At 46.2% G+C, this 19,353-nt stretch carries 23 protein-coding genes; 6 read left to right on the top strand and 17 right to left on the bottom strand.

Annotation, left to right across the window (positions count from 1 at the left end):
* Positions 1-3: 3 nt before the first annotated feature.
* From dhbC to C5I45_RS04555, 4 genes are all read right to left on the bottom strand, one after another.
* A complete protein-coding gene (gene dhbC / locus C5I45_RS04570; RefSeq protein WP_003152002.1) occupies positions 4-1,200 on the bottom strand; it encodes an isochorismate synthase DhbC in 1,197 nt (398 codons plus the stop codon).
* A gap of 23 nt (positions 1,201-1,223) precedes the next feature.
* Positions 1,224-2,009 (bottom strand): 2,3-dihydro-2,3-dihydroxybenzoate dehydrogenase, encoded by a 786-nt coding sequence (locus tag C5I45_RS04565; protein WP_014305732.1) that lies wholly within the window; start codon positions 2,007-2,009, stop codon positions 1,224-1,226.
* Between the two features lie 135 nt (positions 2,010-2,144).
* On the bottom strand, positions 2,145-3,014 hold the full coding sequence (locus C5I45_RS04560; protein WP_025853914.1) for an alpha/beta hydrolase: 870 nt from the start codon (positions 3,012-3,014) through the stop codon (positions 2,145-2,147).
* A gap of 175 nt (positions 3,015-3,189) precedes the next feature.
* Entirely contained in the window at positions 3,190-3,786 is a 597-nt protein-coding gene (locus tag C5I45_RS04555; protein ID WP_003151997.1) for a sulfite oxidase-like oxidoreductase, read from the bottom strand.
* A 99-nt stretch (positions 3,787-3,885) separates the two neighbouring features.
* Between C5I45_RS04555 and C5I45_RS04550 the strand changes: the two genes are divergently transcribed.
* A complete protein-coding gene (locus C5I45_RS04550) occupies positions 3,886-4,479 on the top strand; it encodes a biotin transporter BioY (protein ID WP_003151994.1) in 594 nt (197 codons plus the stop codon).
* Positions 4,480-4,525: 46 nt separating this feature from the next.
* Here C5I45_RS04550 and C5I45_RS04545 read toward each other — a convergent pair whose 3' ends face one another.
* Entirely contained in the window at positions 4,526-5,854 is a 1,329-nt protein-coding gene (locus C5I45_RS04545) for a Na+/H+ antiporter NhaC family protein (protein ID WP_025853913.1), read from the bottom strand.
* A gap of 132 nt (positions 5,855-5,986) precedes the next feature.
* Positions 5,987-7,477: a leucyl aminopeptidase gene (locus tag C5I45_RS04540; RefSeq protein ID WP_003151992.1), complete on the bottom strand. Its 1,491-nt coding sequence runs from the start codon at positions 7,475-7,477 to the stop codon at positions 5,987-5,989.
* Positions 7,478-7,624: 147 nt separating this feature from the next.
* On the opposite strand from C5I45_RS04540, the gene C5I45_RS04535 reads away from it, so the two are divergent.
* On the top strand, positions 7,625-8,101 hold the full coding sequence (locus tag C5I45_RS04535) for a divergent PAP2 family protein (RefSeq protein WP_003151991.1): 477 nt from the start codon (positions 7,625-7,627) through the stop codon (positions 8,099-8,101).
* A 28-nt stretch (positions 8,102-8,129) separates the two neighbouring features.
* Here C5I45_RS04535 and C5I45_RS04530 read toward each other — a convergent pair whose 3' ends face one another.
* From C5I45_RS04530 to C5I45_RS04515, 4 genes are all read right to left on the bottom strand, one after another.
* Positions 8,130-8,771, bottom strand: a complete 642-nt coding sequence (locus tag C5I45_RS04530) for a 3D domain-containing protein (RefSeq protein WP_003151990.1) — start codon at positions 8,769-8,771, stop codon at positions 8,130-8,132.
* A gap of 100 nt (positions 8,772-8,871) precedes the next feature.
* Positions 8,872-9,192 carry a YuiB family protein gene (locus tag C5I45_RS04525; protein ID WP_003151989.1) on the bottom strand — a complete coding sequence of 107 codons (321 nt, stop codon included), beginning with the start codon at positions 9,190-9,192 and terminating at the stop codon, positions 8,872-8,874.
* 68 nt (positions 9,193-9,260) lie between these two features.
* Complete coding sequence (locus C5I45_RS04520) at positions 9,261-9,386, bottom strand: YuiA family protein (RefSeq protein ID WP_007408708.1); 126 nt, start codon at positions 9,384-9,386, stop codon at positions 9,261-9,263.
* Positions 9,387-9,559: 173 nt separating this feature from the next.
* Entirely contained in the window at positions 9,560-10,780 is a 1,221-nt protein-coding gene (locus C5I45_RS04515) for an NAD(P)/FAD-dependent oxidoreductase (RefSeq protein WP_012118337.1), read from the bottom strand.
* A 311-nt stretch (positions 10,781-11,091) separates the two neighbouring features.
* On the opposite strand from C5I45_RS04515, the gene yumC reads away from it, so the two are divergent.
* Entirely contained in the window at positions 11,092-12,087 is a 996-nt protein-coding gene (gene yumC / locus C5I45_RS04505) for a ferredoxin--NADP reductase 2 (RefSeq protein WP_003151984.1), read from the top strand.
* A 40-nt stretch (positions 12,088-12,127) separates the two neighbouring features.
* Here yumC and C5I45_RS19725 read toward each other — a convergent pair whose 3' ends face one another.
* The gene (locus C5I45_RS19725; RefSeq protein ID WP_003151982.1) at positions 12,128-12,271 is read right to left on the bottom strand and encodes a hypothetical protein; all 144 of its coding nucleotides are present in this window, start codon (positions 12,269-12,271) and stop codon (positions 12,128-12,130) included.
* Between the two features lie 217 nt (positions 12,272-12,488).
* Here C5I45_RS19725 and guaC point away from each other — a divergent pair, with 217 nt between their 5' ends.
* Positions 12,489-13,469, top strand: a complete 981-nt coding sequence (gene guaC / locus C5I45_RS04500; protein WP_020954302.1) for a GMP reductase — start codon at positions 12,489-12,491, stop codon at positions 13,467-13,469.
* A 62-nt stretch (positions 13,470-13,531) separates the two neighbouring features.
* On the opposite strand, the gene C5I45_RS04495 is transcribed toward guaC, so the two are convergent.
* The 6 genes from C5I45_RS04495 to C5I45_RS04470 form a co-directional block, all read right to left on the bottom strand.
* Positions 13,532-13,753 carry a DUF5970 family protein gene (locus C5I45_RS04495; protein WP_003151978.1) on the bottom strand — a complete coding sequence of 74 codons (222 nt, stop codon included), beginning with the start codon at positions 13,751-13,753 and terminating at the stop codon, positions 13,532-13,534.
* 16 nt (positions 13,754-13,769) lie between these two features.
* Positions 13,770-14,297: a stage II sporulation protein M gene (locus C5I45_RS04490; RefSeq protein WP_003151976.1), complete on the bottom strand. Its 528-nt coding sequence runs from the start codon at positions 14,295-14,297 to the stop codon at positions 13,770-13,772.
* The gene (locus C5I45_RS04485) at positions 14,294-14,998 is read right to left on the bottom strand and encodes an ABC transporter ATP-binding protein (protein WP_003151975.1); all 705 of its coding nucleotides are present in this window, start codon (positions 14,996-14,998) and stop codon (positions 14,294-14,296) included. Before C5I45_RS04485 ends, C5I45_RS04490 begins: the two co-directional genes overlap by 4 nt.
* Positions 14,991-16,646, bottom strand: coding sequence for a hypothetical protein (locus C5I45_RS04480; RefSeq protein WP_003151974.1), 1,656 nt, complete (start codon positions 16,644-16,646; stop codon positions 14,991-14,993). The genes C5I45_RS04485 and C5I45_RS04480 overlap by 8 nt, the downstream gene beginning before the upstream one ends.
* 82 nt (positions 16,647-16,728) lie before the next feature.
* Positions 16,729-17,064 (bottom strand): uberolysin/carnocyclin family circular bacteriocin, encoded by a 336-nt coding sequence (locus C5I45_RS04475; protein ID WP_003151973.1) that lies wholly within the window; start codon positions 17,062-17,064, stop codon positions 16,729-16,731.
* Positions 17,065-17,131: 67 nt separating this feature from the next.
* Positions 17,132-17,704 (bottom strand): hypothetical protein, encoded by a 573-nt coding sequence (locus C5I45_RS04470; RefSeq protein WP_015387771.1) that lies wholly within the window; start codon positions 17,702-17,704, stop codon positions 17,132-17,134.
* A 380-nt stretch (positions 17,705-18,084) separates the two neighbouring features.
* Here C5I45_RS04470 and C5I45_RS04465 point away from each other — a divergent pair, with 380 nt between their 5' ends.
* Positions 18,085-18,411 carry a MerR family transcriptional regulator gene (locus C5I45_RS04465; protein ID WP_224979408.1) on the top strand — a complete coding sequence of 109 codons (327 nt, stop codon included), beginning with the start codon at positions 18,085-18,087 and terminating at the stop codon, positions 18,409-18,411.
* A gap of 39 nt (positions 18,412-18,450) precedes the next feature.
* Positions 18,451-19,212 (top strand): SDR family oxidoreductase, encoded by a 762-nt coding sequence (locus C5I45_RS04460; RefSeq protein WP_015387769.1) that lies wholly within the window; start codon positions 18,451-18,453, stop codon positions 19,210-19,212.
* The last annotated feature ends 141 nt before the right edge of the window (positions 19,213-19,353 follow it).

Raw genomic sequence — 19,353 nt, 5'->3', positions numbered from 1 at the left:
TTTTTACAACTCATCTTGGTAAAGCCCCATCGCCCGGAGCATGGTGCGGAATTTCGCCGATGTCTCGTCCAGTTCATCCTGCGGCTTTGATCCGGCGACAATCCCGGCACCCGCAAAGAGCCGGAGAGACCTTGTTTCCGCTTCGGCGCAGCGAAGTGCGATAATCCATTCTCCGTCACCTTCAGCATCACACCAGCCCGCCATTCCCGTGTAGAAATTGCGGTCAAACGGCTCTATATCCTGAATCGCTTCTCTCGCCGCATCCGTCGGCGTTCCGCATACAGCGGGCGTCGGATGAAGAGCAATGGCCAGCTCAAGCGATGTCGTTGACGGATCACTAAGCTCTCCCTTTACCTCGGTGGACAGGTGCCACATCGCCTCAGTTTTAATGAGTGACGGTTTTTCCGGCACATCAAGCACACGGCAGAACGGTTTTAGGGCGGCGGCCACGGCGGCCACGACTACGGCATGTTCATGCAGATCTTTTGCTGATTGCAGCAGTTCTTCCGCTCTTCTCTGATCCTCGGCGGGATCTGTGCTGCGCGGTCTGGAACCTGCCAGCGGATTGGACAGAATCGATGTTCCGTTTTTGGACAGCAGCAGTTCAGGACTTGCGCCGAAAAGCGTTTTTCTTGTTTCTGACGTTCCCGTCACATCCGCAGCGAATGTATAGCCGCGCGGGTTGTGCTGCGCCAAATGCTTGACGGCCTGAGGAATGTCGATATCCTTTTCAGCGGTCAGATGAAGCGTCCTTGACAGCACGATTTTGCTGAGCGGACCGTCCGTAATGTTGAATACGCCTTGTTCCACACCGCTCATAAAGCCCTCAGGCTCCGGAACGGGACGGATGTCATATGTATTGGATTGCGGCTTTTCTGCGGAAGATTCCGCAAACGAAAGCGGGCCTGCCGTATGGACAATCTTCGGTACAAAAAGCCGGGAAGCTTTTCTTCCGTCAAAAGGAATGGCGCCGGCCGCAATCGGATGTTTGATGCCGGCTTGCTTTGCCTCAAGAAGCGTCTGTCTCACACGTTCAGGCAGTGAATCCAGCTGATTCTCCGCGTCTGCATCCGGCACTTTTGCAAACAAACCTTCCGCAAGCATCGTCCTTTTCGGGGAAGCTAAAAAGAACGCCCCGGGCTTGTAAGTATCCAGCACCTTTTTTGCAGCCACTTCCGTCAATACAGGTTGATTTGTCATGTTTGTCCCTCCTTTTCGTTACATCAAACGCCTAAAGTAGCGCCGCCATCAACGCATAAATCATGCATCGTGATATGGCTTGCCTGTTCAGAGGCCAGAAACAAAACGGCATTTGCAATATCAGAAGGCTTTGCCAGCTTTTGAAGCGGAATTCCCGTTTTATATGTATCAAGCGAACCTCTGATAACGTCCTGTGCTCCGTTTTCATCCCGCCACAGCGCCCGCTGCATGTCGGTTTCCGTTGAACCGGGAGATACGATGTTGCAGCGGATATGATAGGCCGCAAGCTCCAGTCCGAGGCATTTCGTAAACATGGCGGCAGCCGCTTTCGACGCCGCATAAGCTGCCATGGAAGCACGCGGAACGCCGGCTGCATTCGAACCGACCGTTATGATGGCGCCTTTTTTCCGCTCCATCATGTACCGGCTGACAGCCCGCGATACATGAAATACGCCGGTCGTATTAACAGAAAATGTTTGATCCCAATCTTCATCACTGAGGGATTGCACCGGACCCGGCCGCAGCACGCCCGCAACGTTCGCCAATATTTCAATAGGCCCCATGTCACGTTCAACGGCAGCGATGATATCATTGACAGCCGCACTGTCAGATACATCTGCGGCAAACCCCTGCGCCTGCACGCCTTTTTGCCGAAGTCTGTCAGTTAGCCCGGGAAGCAGGTCTTCATTTGTATCTATAGCTGCCACATTTACGCCTTGTTCAGCAAGGGCAAGCGCTGTTGCTTCTCCGATGCCTTGAGCGGCGCCGGTGACAACGGCCGTTTTCCCTTTCATTCCCAATGCGTCCATATTATCATTCCCTTTCTGCATTGATAATGATTATCATTATCAATTATGATTCAAGACAATCATATCCAAATCAAAACACGCAGTCAATTAGAAAATTAGAATCAGCCGCATTTAGTTCGAAGGGCCTGTTTTTTCTCATGCGGGAGAATACGGGGTATGCGGCCCTCCCGGATTCAGGCAGAAACGAAGGGCTCTGCTGATTAAAACGGGCAGGACAGAAATATGGCCCTCTCCTTCAAACTCGCTGTATTCAGCACGAACTCCATCATCTTCAAATCCGGATAATAAAGAGTACAGCGCCTCTGCGTGCTGCGGGATTCTGCTTTTATGTGTTTTTTCAATTTCTCCCGCAGCCAGCAATACACTGACTTGAAGATTTTCCGCAGAGAGCCGGTCTGACAAACGTTCTGCGTTTTCCTGAATAAAACGCTTGTTCCAATGAATTGACGGACTTCCCGCAACATAGGTCTGGAACATGTCCGGCCTCGTCAAAAGCACTTGCAGCACAAAAAGACCGCCCAGCGAATGGCCGAAAATCGTCTGCCTGCCTCTGTCGATCGGATAATCCCGCTCCATCGCGGGCTTTACTTCTTCTTCTATAAACTCCAGAAACGCTTCCGCCCCTCCCTGTTCGGGCCATGCCGCGCCGCGCGGATGCACCGGCAGTTCCGATTCAGATAGCGGCATCGTAAAATCACTGTGCCGTTCGGCGGAAAACGGCTGATCTGTCGGGTAGCCGATTCCGACAATCACCGCCGGCACAACGCCTGTTTTTTCAGGCCGCCGGCTTTGCACCCGCAAAGCTTCGGCCATAGTGCCGAACACGGAATTTGCATCAAGCAGGTAGATGACGGGGAAGCCGGAGGCAGGCGGTTCTTCCTGAGGAAAAGAGACAAAGATACGATACGTACGGCCTCCTTTTGAGCGCATTTCTTTTACTTCTGTGCCCGGAACCGCGTATCGGCCGGCCGGCGCGAACCCCCGGTTTATTTGTTTTCCGTCCATTATGTGTTCATCCCCTTTGTGGCAATTGCTTTATCTATCCTTATTGATAATGATTTTCAATATCAAAAGACACCTCAAATAATAGGTTTTTTGCCAAACAAAGTCAATGGATTTTTGATATAAAAAAAGCACCTTATTTTAATAAGGTACCTAAGAACTATATAGGGATAGGGGCTTAATCCCATGTAAAGCGCTCATTCTTCCATGGATCTCCCCTCATATGGTAGCCGTTTTTCTCCCAAAAGCCGGGGTGGTTTTCCTTTGTAAACTGAATGCCGCGCAGCCATTTTGCGCTTTTCCAGAAATAAAGATGGGGGAAAACGCCTCTGAGCGGATAGCCGTGCTCTGGCGTTAACGGCTCGCCGTTATGCGCATATGCCAGCAGGGATGTTTCCCGCGTAAAATCAGAAAGCGGCAGGTTGGCCGTCCAGCCCTCTTCAGCGTGCAGAATGACGAATCCCGCTTCTTTGTGCACACCCGCTTTCTCAGCGATGTCTTTGGCGCGTATTCCCTGCCAGATATTATCAAGACGGGACCAGCCCGTGACGCAATGAATATCATTTTTCACTTCGGCTTCCGGAAAGGCTTTGATATCTTTAAAGCTTAACAGCATAGGACGGTCAACAAGCCCGTACACTTGCAGATTCCATTTTGACATATCTTCATAATAAGGAACATTTCCGGCGTGAAGCACGGGAAACTTCGTTGTGACATTTTGATTTGGCGGAATCCGTTCCGACTGTTTTGTTTGCTTCGTTTTCCCGAAAAACATATGGCTCCCTCCATTTAGTAAACCTGTATTAAATCTTTGTTGACAATCAATCACCCTTCGATTACGCTAATCTGGTACAAGTGTAAGGGGGAAAAACAAATGAAACAACGCAACCTTCGCGCGGGCGATATGGCGCTGATCGGCATGTTTGCCGCCCTGATGGCCGTCGGCGCCAACATTACATCAATGGCTCCTTTTTTGCAAGTTGCGGGAATTCCGTTATCGCTGCAGCCTTTCTTTTGTCTGTTAGCCGCGATGCTTCTCGGCGCCAGACGGGCAGCCATTGCCATGACGGTATACGCATTGGCCGGACTCGCTGGGGCGCCTGTTTTCGCTCAATTCTCAGCAGGCTTTGCGCCGTTTATCGGAAAGAGCGGCGGGTTTATTCTCGCTTACATCCCGGCGGCATTTGCAGCCGGATGGCTGCTGGAAAAAACAAAAAAACCCGGCCGCCTGCATTATGCATGGGCCTCTTTGATCGGTACCGCCGTCATTTATATCATTGGCACGACCTATACGTATATTGCGCTGAAATTATGGCTTCATGCTCCGATCAGCTACGGAATGGCCTGGTTTTACATGATATGGTTTTTCATAAAAGATATCATTTTAGCACTGTTATTGGCATCTATCGCGCCTGCCGTATACAGGTCTATTCATAAAGCGACGGGGTTCAGCAGAAATCCGGCGTAAGATGTTCTCAGCATACAAAAAGGCTCCCCTTTCCGGGAGCCTTTTTTTACAGAACAAGTGCGGCAATCCAGCCGAATATCACAAGCGGAATGTTATAGAAAATAAATGTCGGTACGCACGTATCCCAAATGTGGTGGTGCTGTCCGTCGGCGCTGAGGCCTGACGTCGGCCCGAGCGTACTGTCACTTGCAGGAGAACCCGCATCACCGACCGCGGCGGCCGCTCCGATTACGGCGATCGTCGCCATCGGGCTGAATCCGAGCTGAGCGCACAGCGGGACAAATATGGTCGTAATGACGGGTACGGTTGCAAATGATGATCCGATTCCCATCGTGATTAATAAACCGACCACCAGCATCAAGAGCGCGCCTAATGATTGACTGTGACCGATAAAGCCTGTTGATGCTTTGACCAAGGAAGCCACATCGCCCGTTTTGTTCAATACATTTGAAAAACCGGCCGCAATAAGCATGACAAACCCGATAAAAGCCATCAGAATCATGCCGTCCGTGATCAGCTTATCCGCTTCATTGCGCTTCATGACTCCGCTGATAAACAGCGTAAACAAGCCGGCAAGCGCGCCCATGATCATACCTTCCACTCCGAGCACTTGTGACAGATAGAGCTGAACGGCAAGCGACACGGCAATGGAGATCAGGGCGATGGCAATGCTTTTTTTCGTATAAGGAGAAGACGACAGTCCGGCAATCTCCTTCGTCTCATATTTCTTCGGTTTCCGGAAGACGATGACGGATAAAATTAAACCGACTACCATCCCGGCCGTCGGGATGATTAAAGCATACGGAATATCACTGAGCGGCACCTTTAAACCGGCTGACGCCATATTATCTCTCAGCATCCCCTGGAAAATCTGTCCGAATCCGACAGGCAGAACGATATACGGCGCAGTCAGTCCGAATGTCATCACACACGCGATCAGCCTGCGGTCTATTTCAAGTTCGTTAAATATTTTTAAAAGCGGCGGAATCAATACCGGAATAAACGCAATGTGAACGGGCACCACGTTTTGCGAGAAACAGGATATGATTAAAATAACCAGTACGATTAACACTTTTGACAGTGCTTTTTTCCGCGAATCTTCCTTTTTTCCGATTAGTTTGACAGACGCTTCCACCATTGCATCGGGAAGCCCCGTCTTCGTCAGCGCCGCGGCAAATGCTCCGAGCAGCGCGTAGCTGACCGCGACGGTGGCATTTCCGCCGAGACCGTCCGTAAAAGCCTTCACCGTCTCTCCGAGGCCTAAGCCGCCGGTCAGCCCGCCGGCAAGCGCGCCGATCATTAAAGCTATAATAATATTGACACGCAGCAGGCTTAAGACGAGCATAAGCAATACTGCGACAACAACAGCATTCATTGATGAGTCCCTCCAAAAATCCTTTAGTTTGCTAATGTAGTAGATAATTAAAGTTAACATACATTCCGCGCTTTAGTCAACTAAAGATTCTGGAAATCAAAAAACCCGCTGCATCAAGGCAGCGGGATGCTGTTATCTTTCGGGCGTAAACCGCTCAGTCAAAACAGCCAACGTCCTTGCCATGACGCCTGTTGCGCCGGCAGGGCCGAAGCATGTCGCTTTATTCGCCGTCGCGGTTCCCGCAATATCGAGATGAACCCACGGCGTGTTTTCCGCGAATTCACCAAGGAATGCCCCCGCCATAATCGCGTGGCCTTCTCTTCCCGGAGAATTGTTCAAATCAGCCATCTGACTGTTTCTCACCCGTTTTTTATCCTTTTCTGTAATCGGAAGCTGCCAGATCGGCTCGCCGGATTCTTTCGCCGATTCCGCCACCTGTTCATAAAACGCGGCGTGATTGGTCATGGCGCCCGTCATTTCGTTCCCTAAGGCGACAATGACACCGCCCGTTAACGTTGCGACGTCTACAAGGACAGAGGCTCCGTGCTGCTTGGCGTATGTGATGCCGTCGGCAAGCACGAGACGCCCTTCCGCATCGGTGTTCAGGATCTCAATGGTTTTTCCGCTGAGCGAAACGATGACGTCATCCGGCTTCATAGCATCGGACGAAATCATGTTGTCCGTAGACGGTATGACGGCGAGCACGTTTTGTTCAGGCCGGAGTTCGCCGATAATTTCCATTGCGCCCAATACTGAGGCGGCCCCTCCCATATCGCTTTTCATGCCGACGATGCCGGTTTTCGGCTTAATTGAATATCCGCCCGTATCAAAGGTAATTCCTTTACCGACCAGGCCGATGACGTCTTCCCACTGATCTTTGCCCTGATACTTCAGAACGATCATTTTCGGCGGTTCGGATGAGCCTTTGTTAACGGCAAGCAGCCCGCCCATGCCGAGCTCTTCCATTTCATCTTTTTCTAAAATTTCACACTCGAAATCGTATTTTGCCGCAAGCTCAGCGGCATATGACGCCAAATCAGTGGCCGTCAGCATATTACCCGGCATATTCACAAGCGTGCGGGCTGAATTCGTCCCTTGGCCGTATGCCGCGCCGACGTTCAGGCCGGCCTGCACTTCCCTCAGGTCTTCTTCGGTCACGGCGCAGACTGATTTCAGTTCCTGATCCGGCTCATTCGATTTATGTTTATAATCCTGCACCTCATAAACCGCAAGCAGACAGCTTTCCGAAAGCGCATGAGCGGCATCGGCGGCAGGCACTTCCCCGGAGACGAATGTATCGAGCAACACGGATACTTCCTGTTTTTTATCTTGATGAATCTGCTGAAATACTCGTGCAAAGCATTCTTTCGTATCTTCAAACGAATAATCCGCTTCTCTTCCCAGGCCGATAAAATAAATACGTTTCATACCGGTCGCAGCCGGAGGGTATACTTTTGATACACGATTGCGTTTGGCGGACACATCACCATCCTTTAACAGCTGGGTCAGATGACCGTCTAATTTATCATCCAATTCCTTCGTAAATCCGTTCAGCGTGCTTTTTTGAAAAAGACCGATGACCAGTGTTTCGGGATGCCGCAGTTGATCAGATGCATAAAACATGAGTACACACTCCTTATGTGGGTATTTGTTATGTAAAGTGGTATAATGAAAAAACATTTTTCATTGATTTTATTTTACCAAACTAAGGGCGTTTTCTGCAGTTTTTCGATACGATCGGAATCAGCAGATACAGAAAGGATGTCGCATATGGATGTACTTATGAATTTTCCTTTACTGGCGAGTTTTGCCGCCATTATTTTTGCCCAAGTTGTAAAAGTGCCTATTCAATTTATCGTATCCAAAAAACTTGACTGGTCTCTTGTGACGAGCACCGGCGGCATGCCGAGCTCCCATTCCGCCGCCGTCACCGCGCTGTCAACCGGAATCGCTTTGGAACAGGGACTGGACTCGCCCCTGTTTGCAGTCGCCGCGATTTTCGCCGTCATTACGATGTTCGATGCTACAGGTGTCAGGCGGCATGCGGGTGAACAGGCGACAGTCATTAATAAACTTGTCATCGACTTTAATCGGTTTGTCAGCGAAGCGAAGGACTTTCAGAAAGCGGAAGAGAAAGAAAAACAGAAGAAACTGAAAGAACTGCTCGGCCATCAGCCGATTGAAGTGTTCTTCGGCGGCGTCACCGGTATTGTGCTGACATTGATTTTAGATTATTTCTTTATGTAAAAACGCTTCAGCGGATGCTGAAGCGTTTTTATTCTTTTACCGTTTTGTATTGATTTCTGAACACTTGCAGCGACTTTGTTTCGTTCAGCTTTACAAGTTCGTCCTCGGTCACTGTGCCGTTCCCTTTTTTAATAATGTAGACCTCAAGTGTTTTTTTGCCCCAATTGTTATAGACGTCCTTGACGGTGTCAAAGTAGAGGTCAAGGCGGCTGCCTTTAATTTTTGAGCCGGTATCGGCGACAACCCCGTAACCGTAATTCGGTATAAACAGAATCGTCCCGATCGGGAAAACAGACGGATCGGCCGCAACAGTTGAATATAAATCGCGTTTGACCTTCACACCTGAATATGTAATTCCGTACTGCGGATGACCCGGAGATTTTCCGGTAGATTCCGCTCCGGCGGTATAACCGGTGGCCGTCACTTTTTGTGACGGATAGCGTTCCCAGTCAAAAGCTTCTTCCAGCGGCTTTACCCTGCCTGATGCCTTCTTTTCCGGCTGATTCTGTAAGGATTGAAACGGAGTGCCGATGTTTTTCAAAACGGCGCCGCGATGTTCCGTCATCCAATTTGTCAGATCCTTTGCTTCAACACCGGTTATAGAAAAGTATGTCGCATGGCATGCGCCCAAAAAGAGCACGATCATGAATACGCGTCTGATTATCGTCAATCTGAAATCACTCTCCTCCGAGTCATTGTTCCCAACTCGGTGAGGTGCTATACAAAAAGCGCCGTGACACAAAAAAAGCTTTCTTGAATAAGAAAGCGGTTTAAAACATTTGATATCCTCTTTTTCTGAGCGCCTTTATGGCAATGCCTGACATGATGGCTCCCGCCAGTCCGCCCGCCAAAATCACGACATCCGCAACCGCTAATGACATGATGCGCTGAAACAGGCTTTGAAAGGATTCCCCCGGCGCCTGCACGTAACTGATCATCTTTTTATTGCTGATAATGAAAAGGCATACAATCGGATAGACAACAGCCATAATCCACGACATTCTAAGCAGCATGTTCAACAGAAAGCCTATGCCGAAAAACAGTACAAAAAATAGTACGATTGAGATCAGGACAACCGGCAAACTAATCACAAACATCCACCCCCTACAGCACTTTCAGTGTACCTCGGGGGCGGTAAAAAAGTCAACGTCTGGAAAAATCAGCGTCTCTCTTTGCCGCTTCCCTGGCAGGAGGGACATGTTTCGGAGCCGCCAAGAAGCAATTGAAAATACCCTTTACCTGAGCAGAACGGACACGCCGCCGTGCTTTTTGCTGTCGTTTTCATGCGGATCACCCTTTTTCTTAATTTTCTGATAATATATCATATTTACTTGTCAAGCAACAAGTCAGAATATGTAACATAACAACTCATGTAAGCGGAAACATTCATTTTTTTCTTTTACATGCTTTTTATAGCGCTCTTTTTTAAAAGAAGAGAAAACCCGCGGCTGCGGGTTTTCAGAAGAATTTAAACTTCCCTTTTTTCAGCGTCAGGCCCAGCCCGCCGATCATAAAGAGCGAGCGGTTATCAATGACCTTTTTCATAAAGGACGCCGGCGTGCCTTTGAGCTTCCTGCCGTATACGACTCCGACGGCGTTATGCTCACCGAGGGAGGCGACCGTTCCTTTAATGTCAGGCTTGAACTCTTCAAGCTGGCCTCCTTTAATCAAACCGCCCAGATTTTTGGCGACCGTTTCTCCTTGCTGCATCGCGATCTGAGCAGTCGGCGGGTACGGCCGTTCCGTCTCTTCATTGATAAAGAGCGAGCTGTCGCCGAGAATAAAAACGTCATCATGTCCCGGCGCCCGAAGATCAGGGTTGACTTTGACACGGCCGCGCATATTTTCAAAACCCGCTTCCTCCACGATCGGATGTCCGCGCACACCCGCGGCCCAGACAACGGTCTGCGATTTGATTTCTTCCGGCTCTTCATCTTTCTTGCCGACTGTGACACCGTCTGCGCGGCATTCTTGAACCGCGGTGCCGATTTTAAATTCAACGCCTTTGCTCTCAAGGTATTGAACGGCGTAATCGACAAGCTCCGGATCAAATCCCGGCAAAACCGTCGGGGCGGCCTCGACACAGACGATCCGGACGAGACTTTCATCTATATCATAATATCTGCATAACTCCGGCTTGCGGTTCGCAAGTTCACCGAGAAATTCAATTCCCGTAAAGCCCGCTCCGCCGACAACGATGGTTAAGCGGTCAGGGCGTTTTTCGGCCTCCGTATTGTATGTCGCAAATTGGAGCTCAATATGGTCTTTCAGCTGTCGCGACGTATTAATATTCGCGATCGGAAAAGCGAATTCTTTTAAACCTTTAATCCCGAATGTTTCAGGGACGGCGCCAAGCCCGATGACGAGATAATCATAAGGGATGTCCCCTTGTGAAAGCGTCACCTTTTTATTTTGCACATCTATCGCTTTTACGGTATCCTGCACAAATTTAACCCGTGATTCATTGATTACATCTTTTATTTGATATCTGCAGCGGTCATGATGCAGCGTTCCTGCGCTCGCTTCATGCATCCATGTCGTTTCATAATGATAATTGTGTTTATTGACCAAAGTAATGTCGGCGTCATTTGCCCCGATATGCTTCGGAAGCCTTGTTACTGTCATTAATCCACCATAACCTGCACCTAAAACCACGATTTTGGGTTTATTCAATGCCATCACATCCACCTTCTTTTTTTTGCTGTTAGACGCATAATCAAATCAACATTTGTATTAGCTTCAGCTTATTGGCGGGATTTTATGAAATGAAATATAAAATTTTTTAGAAAACCGCACATGTCTGCATATCACCATACTATCCGGAAGAATCGGAAAACATTCAGGAAAAAACAGATTGGAATTTGTCCCCATCTTAGCGGCGGCCGCAATTTTTTTAAAGAATGAAGCGGCCGGGCGGTTTTCGGCACTCGTCATCCTTTCAAATTGTATGTTATAATTAATAACAATTTTCAATTAGGAGGCAATTTGGTATGCAAGAGGATTCAAAGGTTTATGATATTACGGTCATCGGCGGCGGCCCGGTCGGCCTGTTTACCGCTTTTTACGGGGGAATGAGACAGGCGAGCGTCAAAATCATCGAGAGCCTGCCTCAGCTTGGCGGCCAGCTCAGCGCGCTGTACCCTGAAAAATATATTTATGATGTAGCCGGATTCCCGAAAATCCGCGCCCAGGAACTTGTGAACAACTTAAAAGAGCAAATGGCAAAGTTCGATCAGACCATCTGCTTAGAGCAGGCCGTTGAATCTGTTGAAAAACAGGCGGACGGTGTGTTTAAGCTTGTCACGAATTCAGAAACGCATTATTCAAAAACGGTCATTATCACCGCAGGAAACGGCGCATTTAAGCCGAGAAAGCTTGAGCTGGAATCAGCGGAACAATATGAAGGCAAAAACCTGCACTACTTCATTGACGACCTCAATCAATTCGCAGGCAGACGCGTTGCCGTTCTGGGCGGCGGCGATTCCGCTGTTGACTGGGCGCTCATGCTTGAGCCGATTGCCAAAGAAGTCAGCATCATCCACCGCCGTGATAAATTCCGCGCGCATGAGCACAGTGTCGAAAACCTGCATAATTCTAAAGTCAACGTGCTGACACCGTTTGTTCCCGCTGAACTTGTCGGTGAAGACCGGATCGAACAGCTCGTTCTCGAAGAAGTGAAAGGCGACCGTAAAGAAATCATTGAAATTGATGACCTGATCGTAAACTACGGCTTTGTTTCTTCTCTCGGCCCGATTAAAAACTGGGGCCTTGACATCGAGAAAAATTCCATCGTCGTCAAAAGCACGATGGAAACGAATATTGAAGGCTTCTTTGCCGCCGGAGATATCTGCACATATGAAGGCAAAGTCAAGCTGATCGCCAGCGGTTTCGGCGAAGCTCCGACAGCCGTGAACAACGCGAAGGCTTACATGGACCCGAAAGCGCGCGTCCAGCCACTGCATTCTACAAGCATGTTTGAAAAATAATATAAAAAAGAGTCTGTGTCATACCGGCACAGACTCTTTTTTATTTAAACATCCAAATATAATTCATGACGGTTCCGACAACGAGCGCAATGACAAGCGCCGACACGACCCAAATCGTGCCTAAAATAATCCGGTCCTGAATTTTCTGGGCTTTCGGACTGTGCCCGGGCTGTTTTTGTTCCATACCGGCCCCTCCCTTCTTCTGCAAATCTATCTATCGTAACAAATGTCTTACAACAACCAATACTACTATGATAACCAAACTGCAAATGGATGACAAGCTGACCGCATATGAGGCAGCATGAAATCATTTGACATTCCTGACAAAACAAAGTACATTATAAAAAGACGAACATTTTAATTTTATTTAATTATATTATTCGCTTTTAGGGGTGTTATATATGGAAAATGTATTTGATTACGAAGATATTCAGCTGATTCCTGCAAAATGCATTGTTGAAAGCCGATCTGAATGTGATACATCAGTTACGTTGGGCGGACACACGTTTAAACTTCCGGTCGTACCGGCCAACATGCAGACGATTATAGATGAAAACATCGCGGCCTGGCTCGCGGAAAACGGGTATTTTTATATCATGCACCGCTTCGAGCCGGAAAAACGTCTGGCTTTTGTCCGGGATATGAAAGCGCGCGGACTGATTTCTTCCATCAGTGTCGGCGTGAAGGAAAATGACTATGAATTCATCCGGGAGCTGAAAGAACAGGAGCTGGTGCCGGATTATATTACCATTGATATCGCGCACGGCCATTCCAATGCCGTGATCAGCATGATTGAATTTATTAAAGAACATGTCCCGGAAAGCTTTGTCATTGCAGGGAATGTCGGGACGCCTGAAGCCGTAAGAGAGCTGGAACGCGCGGGCGCTGACGCGACAAAAGTGGGAATCGGCCCCGGGAAAGTCTGCATCACAAAAATTAAAACCGGCTTCGGAACCGGCGGGTGGCAATTAGCCGCGCTTCGCTGGTGCGCAAAAGCGGCGAGCAAACCGATCATTGCTGACGGCGGCATCCGCACGCACGGCGATATCGCGAAATCCATCCGATTCGGCGCGTCTATGGTCATGATCGGATCATTATTCGCCGGCCACGAAGAATCACCGGGACAAACGATCGAAATCGACGGAAAGCTGTACAAAGAATATTTCGGCTCCGCTTCTGAATTTCAAAAAGGCGAAAAGAAAAACGTCGAGGGCAAAAAAATGCATGTCGAACATAAAGGGTCTTTGCAGGACACGCTGGTTGAAATGGAGCAGGATCTGCAATCTTCCATCTCTTACGCCGGCGGCAATACACTCGAAGCCATCCGTAATGTCGACTATGTAATCGTAAAAAACTCTATTTTCAACGGCGACAGATTTTAACACGCAGCAGAGCCGCTCGAAGATAAAAAAAAATGACATTCATATTGAATGTCATTTTTTTATTAAATACCGAAATAAAGAGCCGCACTGGCTAACAGATTAATCACAAAAATAAACAAAAAGATGTAACGAATGAATTTATTTTGCACCGGAGCAAATATAAAGAGATATAGTCCTGCCACCCCAAAAGTAAGAACAGGAAACAGCCACTCAAAGGATAAAGAAATGATATAACCGATAATCATAACAATCGGCACACCGATTAATGATAATTTACTTCTCATATGATTTCTGCCCCTTTTACTTAAAAATTGGTGTGATGTAAGCTTCAATAACGGCAGCGGCGATCAGCAGACAAATAATAAGCAGCACCAATATTCCAATATGCCTGAACATTGAAGCCATTATCTTTTTTTCCTTAGAAAAACACAGCCTGATGACCAATTCAACGCCCTTAAAACCAATGGCGCCACTTAATAATAACGCAGGAACTTCAAATATACCATGAGGAATTAGCAGTAAAAAAATCTGATAAAAAGGAACCCCGCTATGCAGATTTTCTATAATAGAGCCGCTTAAAATAAACCCATTGGTGAATAAATAAAAGATTGAGGTCAACCCAAAGGTAAAAAAACCCGCGGCTAAAAACAGACAAGCGATTGCATTGTTTTTCAGCAGTTCAACCGCGCCTGACGAGCCGTTGTAAGACGCTGATGAAACAAAGTGATCGGAAAAAAACGCAGCGATCACACCGCCTGAAAAAAACAGCACTGACGCGGTTAACGGAATGGCGGACGTTCTGATTGCCGGCAACATGCGGTTCATCATGTATAGATACGCTCAGCCAATTCTTCAATCTCTTCTAATGAATGCTCGGATGACTGATACTCCGCCGCAAAAACGCCTTCATGTATAATACCGATCGTATCGCACAGCGAATGCGCCAGCTCCAGCAGGTGAGTCGATAACAGGACTGTATTTCCCTGCTTGACGTACTCCTTTAATAACGTCCGTATCGTTTTACCGCTGATTAAATCAATGCCCGTCAGCGGCTCGTCAAGAATTAATATCTTTGGCTGATGAATGAGCGCTGCCGCAATTGATAATTTTTGTTTCATTCCATGTGAATAAGTTTTAATCAGCTGATTTCCGTCTTGAGAAAGCTTCAGCGTCTCCAACATATTCTTTATATAATCATTTGTCCGCTGAGACGGAACTTGAAACATCTCCGCTGTAAAGCGCAAGTATTCGACTCCCGTTAAATAATCATACAAAAAGGCATGGTCGGGCACAAAACCGATATCAGCCGATATTTGCCCCCCCTCTTCTGAATCCAGTTCCTTGCCGTCAATCATGACGCGGCCTGAAGTCGGTTTAAGCAGGCCCGAAATGATTTTCAAAGTCGTTGTTTTCCCGACTCCATTAGTCCCCAGCAAAGCATAGATTGAGCCTTTTTTCACCTCAAACGAAATATCTTTCAATACCTGTTTTTCACTATAGTTTTTTTGTATATTCACTAATTTAATCATTGTTCGCAAACCTTTCCGCCATATTGATTCTGCGAAGAAACAGAAACATGACTCCATAGTTTAATAGTGTGAACAGGACAAAAATACCTGATGCAGAATGAATAAGCATCGTTTCAAGTTCCGGCTTTTTATAGATAAAATACGACGTGATCGCAGCGATTTGAAGCGACACAATGAAAATGAAAGAACTGTATAAGTTGTTATACGTCTTTGCTTTCCCCGCTTCTCCAATTTCGTACAGATGCTCCCAGTTTTTCTTAGGATACAGGGCGGTGCTTGAAATCTGGACAAGACTGTATAAAAAACCCGAACATAAAAACACAATAAACAGGTAAATCGTCAGCGCCGCGGAAGACGGAAAAAACACCGTAATCAAAATGGTAATGATGAACGAATAGATAAGAGCGGCGAGATTATAAATACATACTTTCGGAAACACCAGCTGCCACGCATGTTTGATATTCCGGTGAAACAGATGCTGATTTTTTATTTCCCCGTCAACTGATAATACTGTTTTGAGCGCATCTCCGACGAGCTGATACGAAAAGTTCGCAATGATAACCGCCGCAGACACGATGGCGGCTGCCGAATACCCGATAAAGTGATGCGATAGAAGCGGAATACAAAAACCTAAAAACAGCATGAACAAATACAGCATACTGCCGAAGTTCCTGATAAAAAACCCGTCAATTCTCGATAAAAACAGCAGATCCTTTTGAAAAACGGCATGAAATATTTTGTTATTTCTATATAATTTCAGCTTTGGCGCAAAATCAGCGTTTGTCAAAAACATATAAGGAATAAGGTCCATTTTCTTCAGCGTGGCCGACCACAGTTTAAACATCCCCGCCGTTAAAAGGACGGCGGCCGCAAACACCGCAGCGAAAACGAGCACGGAATGTGAGCGGAATGCTAACCATACATACGGCGTATTCATGAGGATGTTCCGGAAAGCCGGTGACTCCGTAAAGCTTGAAATATCCTTTGCGGTATACTCCCCAAACACGAGAAGATAAACGGCATACCCGACTGCAAGCGGAACCAGCAGGCTGACGCTGAATAAAATGCCTTTCAGGATTTTCAAGTAAAACAATTTGCTCCATATATTTGTAAGAAGATAAACAACATAAGAAAACAGCATAGATAAAAATAAATTGAGAAGAAAATAAACGAAGCCCAAGAAAAATACGATGATCGCCGCAGACCCGGTCATGCCTGCGCTTGATAAAAACAAAAAGACCGGAAAAACAAAAAGATACCATACGAAAATGGTTTTTTTGATCGCCTGGCCGGCAAAAACAGAAAACAGCTGTAAAAAACGCACCTTTTTTAATTGATGAATGACCTTGCGCGTATCCAGCAGAAAGGCATTGTGATGTTCTTTAAAGAAGCCGGCAGCCCAAAAAAGCTGCTCAAGTGAAACGGCGATTAAAACAAATTGCCCCCATGCGCTGAGGGGCAGCTGAATCAGTTTTGTCCCGAATACAACACCGCATCCCAGGAAAACGAGATATAAACATAACAGAGAAATAATAATGGCAGACAGCAGTTTGCTGTTGAGTTGAGGAATGCCCCAATCTTCCTTTCTTTTTCGAAACGATGACAGGGTATTATATTTGATAAGAGCCGCAATTTGTTTGACTATCATACTTTCAATCCTTACATATGTATTTGGGAGAGAGGCTCTTTTTGCAGCTTGTACAAAAAGAGCAATTATTTATTGGTCGATTTTACCAAGCAGCTGCGTATTTTTTGCCGTATTTCTTAATCATTGTTTTTGCTGTTGCAACGATTGCATAAGAAATCGCGCCTGCGCCTGTAACGATACCGATGAGAGAAATGATAGAAGCAATTGTTGATGCCGCATCAATAATATCAATTGCTTTTTTAGCTGCTGCTGTAGAGATGCCCAGAGTCGAAGCTAATTCAGCATTGGCTGAGAATGCATGAGCCGCCGCCACGTTTAATTCAGTTCCCGTTAATAATAGTGCATAAACCAATGTTGCTGCAGCAAGAGCCGCGCCAAACAAAATGAAAGACTTTTTATTAGATTTTACTAAGTTCATCATAACATCTCCCTACTCTGTTTTTTTAATTTATAATAAAATTCAGCTTAATTGACTCTCTCCCGAGCTAAATTTTATCCGCCATAAAATAATTAAAGAAAATAGTAAAGAGTTTTAATAAAACAAAACATCCAGTCAAAATGATTCTCTTGCCTTTACTGAGATCGGTCAGTTTTCCTGCGGCAGCATAAAGAGCCGCAATTGATATGAGCAGAAATGGATCCAGCAGCTGCAGACTCAAGCTGGTGCCGCCGGCAGAATATATAAGCGAGGAATCAGCCGTTAAGTAGTTAACAACTGAAAGAATCAACATTTTAAATGCCGAAATTAAAGAAGTCAGTGTATATAGAAGCAAATATATTTTTTTCGGTTTTTTTGTACCGAGAATAAAAGCGGCAACGAATAACAGAAATCCGCCTATCAGAATTTCCACAAAAGTTGTGAAGATCATAAACCCTTGCAGAAACATGACAATCGTACGAACACTTTTCTCCCCGATATCGTAGGTACTTTCTCCGACGGAAGAATAATACGACTGCAGAACTTTATCGGAAATACTGAATTGGAAGAGTAATGAACAGATCAAAATGATGAAAAAAGAACTTAAAAATATTTTTTTACTGCTCAATTGACCTATCATATTATCATCCTTTTCTTACAAAATAAATTAACTATTCTATACTTTTACAATTTAGTTTATTCCTATCAAAAAATCAATATCCTTTCGAAAAATATGACTTTAGAACGTGTTGACTAAGAGCACATCTTTCAGATTTTTTGATTCTATATACCCTTTATTTTTTTTCGAATTTGCAAATAGTATGATTTGAACCGTTGATTTGAGGATTTTTGTGAAGGCCGTCACTCCTAAACCTATTGAAAATCTGCCCATTTCCTTTTGTGACATATGTCTGAATTCATCACATTTTTTTTATTGACTTAAAACATGGTTTAAGTCGTATCATCACCCAGTGACAAGGAAAAAATACTGTTGGAGGTCTTTCGAAGACATGTTGTTCAATTCGTGAAGCAGCAGCAAAGTGTAATATGACAGAATCAACGTTACGTTATTATGAAAAAAAGGGACTGCTGCCGCTGATTGAACGTGATGAAGCCAGCCGGCGGTTATTTTCAGCAGATCAAATGCCGCTCCTTGAAATCGTGATTTGTTTAAAAAATACCCGCATGACCATCAAAGGCTTTAAGCAATATATTGATTGGGTAATTGAAGGAGAGAGTCCTATTAAACTCCGGCTTGACATGATGAGGAGACACAAGCGGTCAGTACTGGATGAAATGTCGTCAATGACAAAGGCTTATATCAAAAGCTCTGTTCAAGAGACGTAAGTTTGTTGAAGTAAAAACAATCGGAAAAGAGGAGTTAATATGAAACTGACGGGAAATACAATACTGATCACAGGCGGAAATGCCGGAATAGGATTGGCTTTCGCAGAACGGTTTTTAAAAGCGGGAAATAAAGTCATCGTGACCGGACGGCGTGAGCACGCTCTTCAAAAAGCAAAGGAAACATTCCCGGATCTTATTACCTATGTCAGTGATTTGAGCATTCCATCTGAACGTATATCACTGTTTGATTGGGTGAAAGAAAATTATCCGGAAGTGAATGTGTTAGTAAACAACGCGGGGATTCAACAACGTTTTCATGTGCTGAAAGCGGACGCGAAGGACAATTGGGACTATTTTAATAAAGAAATCACAACGAACATTGAAGCTCCCTTCCACCTGTCTATGCTGTTCGCTCCGTTTTTTGCCGGAAAAGAAGATGCGGCTGTCATTAACGTCTCTTCGGGATTGGCTTTTACACCGCTTGCCATTGCACCGATCTATTCAGCAACGAAAGCGGCGCTTCACTCATTTACAATGAGTCTGAGACATCAGCTTTCTGATTCATCTGTAGAAGTGATTGAAGTTGCGCCTCCGGCGGTGAATACAGATTTAGGCGGAGCAGGGCTGCATACTCAAGGAGAACCGCTGGATGAATTCGCTGATGGGATTTTTAAAGGACTGAAAGAGGGCAAACTAGAAATCGGTTACGGTTCTTCAGCGGAACGGCTGCGCATGTCACGGGATAAAGCCGATGAACATACGGCAAATATGTACAATGCGATGAAACATACAATTGAATAGCCTCTTTGAAAAAGCAAAACCCGCTTCTGTTGAGCGGGTTTTGCTTTTATTAAACAGATAAACGCCTTTTTTAACAATGGTGCAAGCGCCATCGAAAAGAAAGACGTCCTATTTTTTCACCCTGAGAATGGCGGGCTGACC

Origin of the sequence: Bacillus sp. ZY-1-1 (genome assembly GCF_003047165.1) — a bacterium.
Lineage (GTDB): Bacteria > Bacillota > Bacilli > Bacillales > Bacillaceae > Bacillus > Bacillus velezensis.
This window is presented reverse-complemented; position numbering and strand designations above follow the sequence as displayed.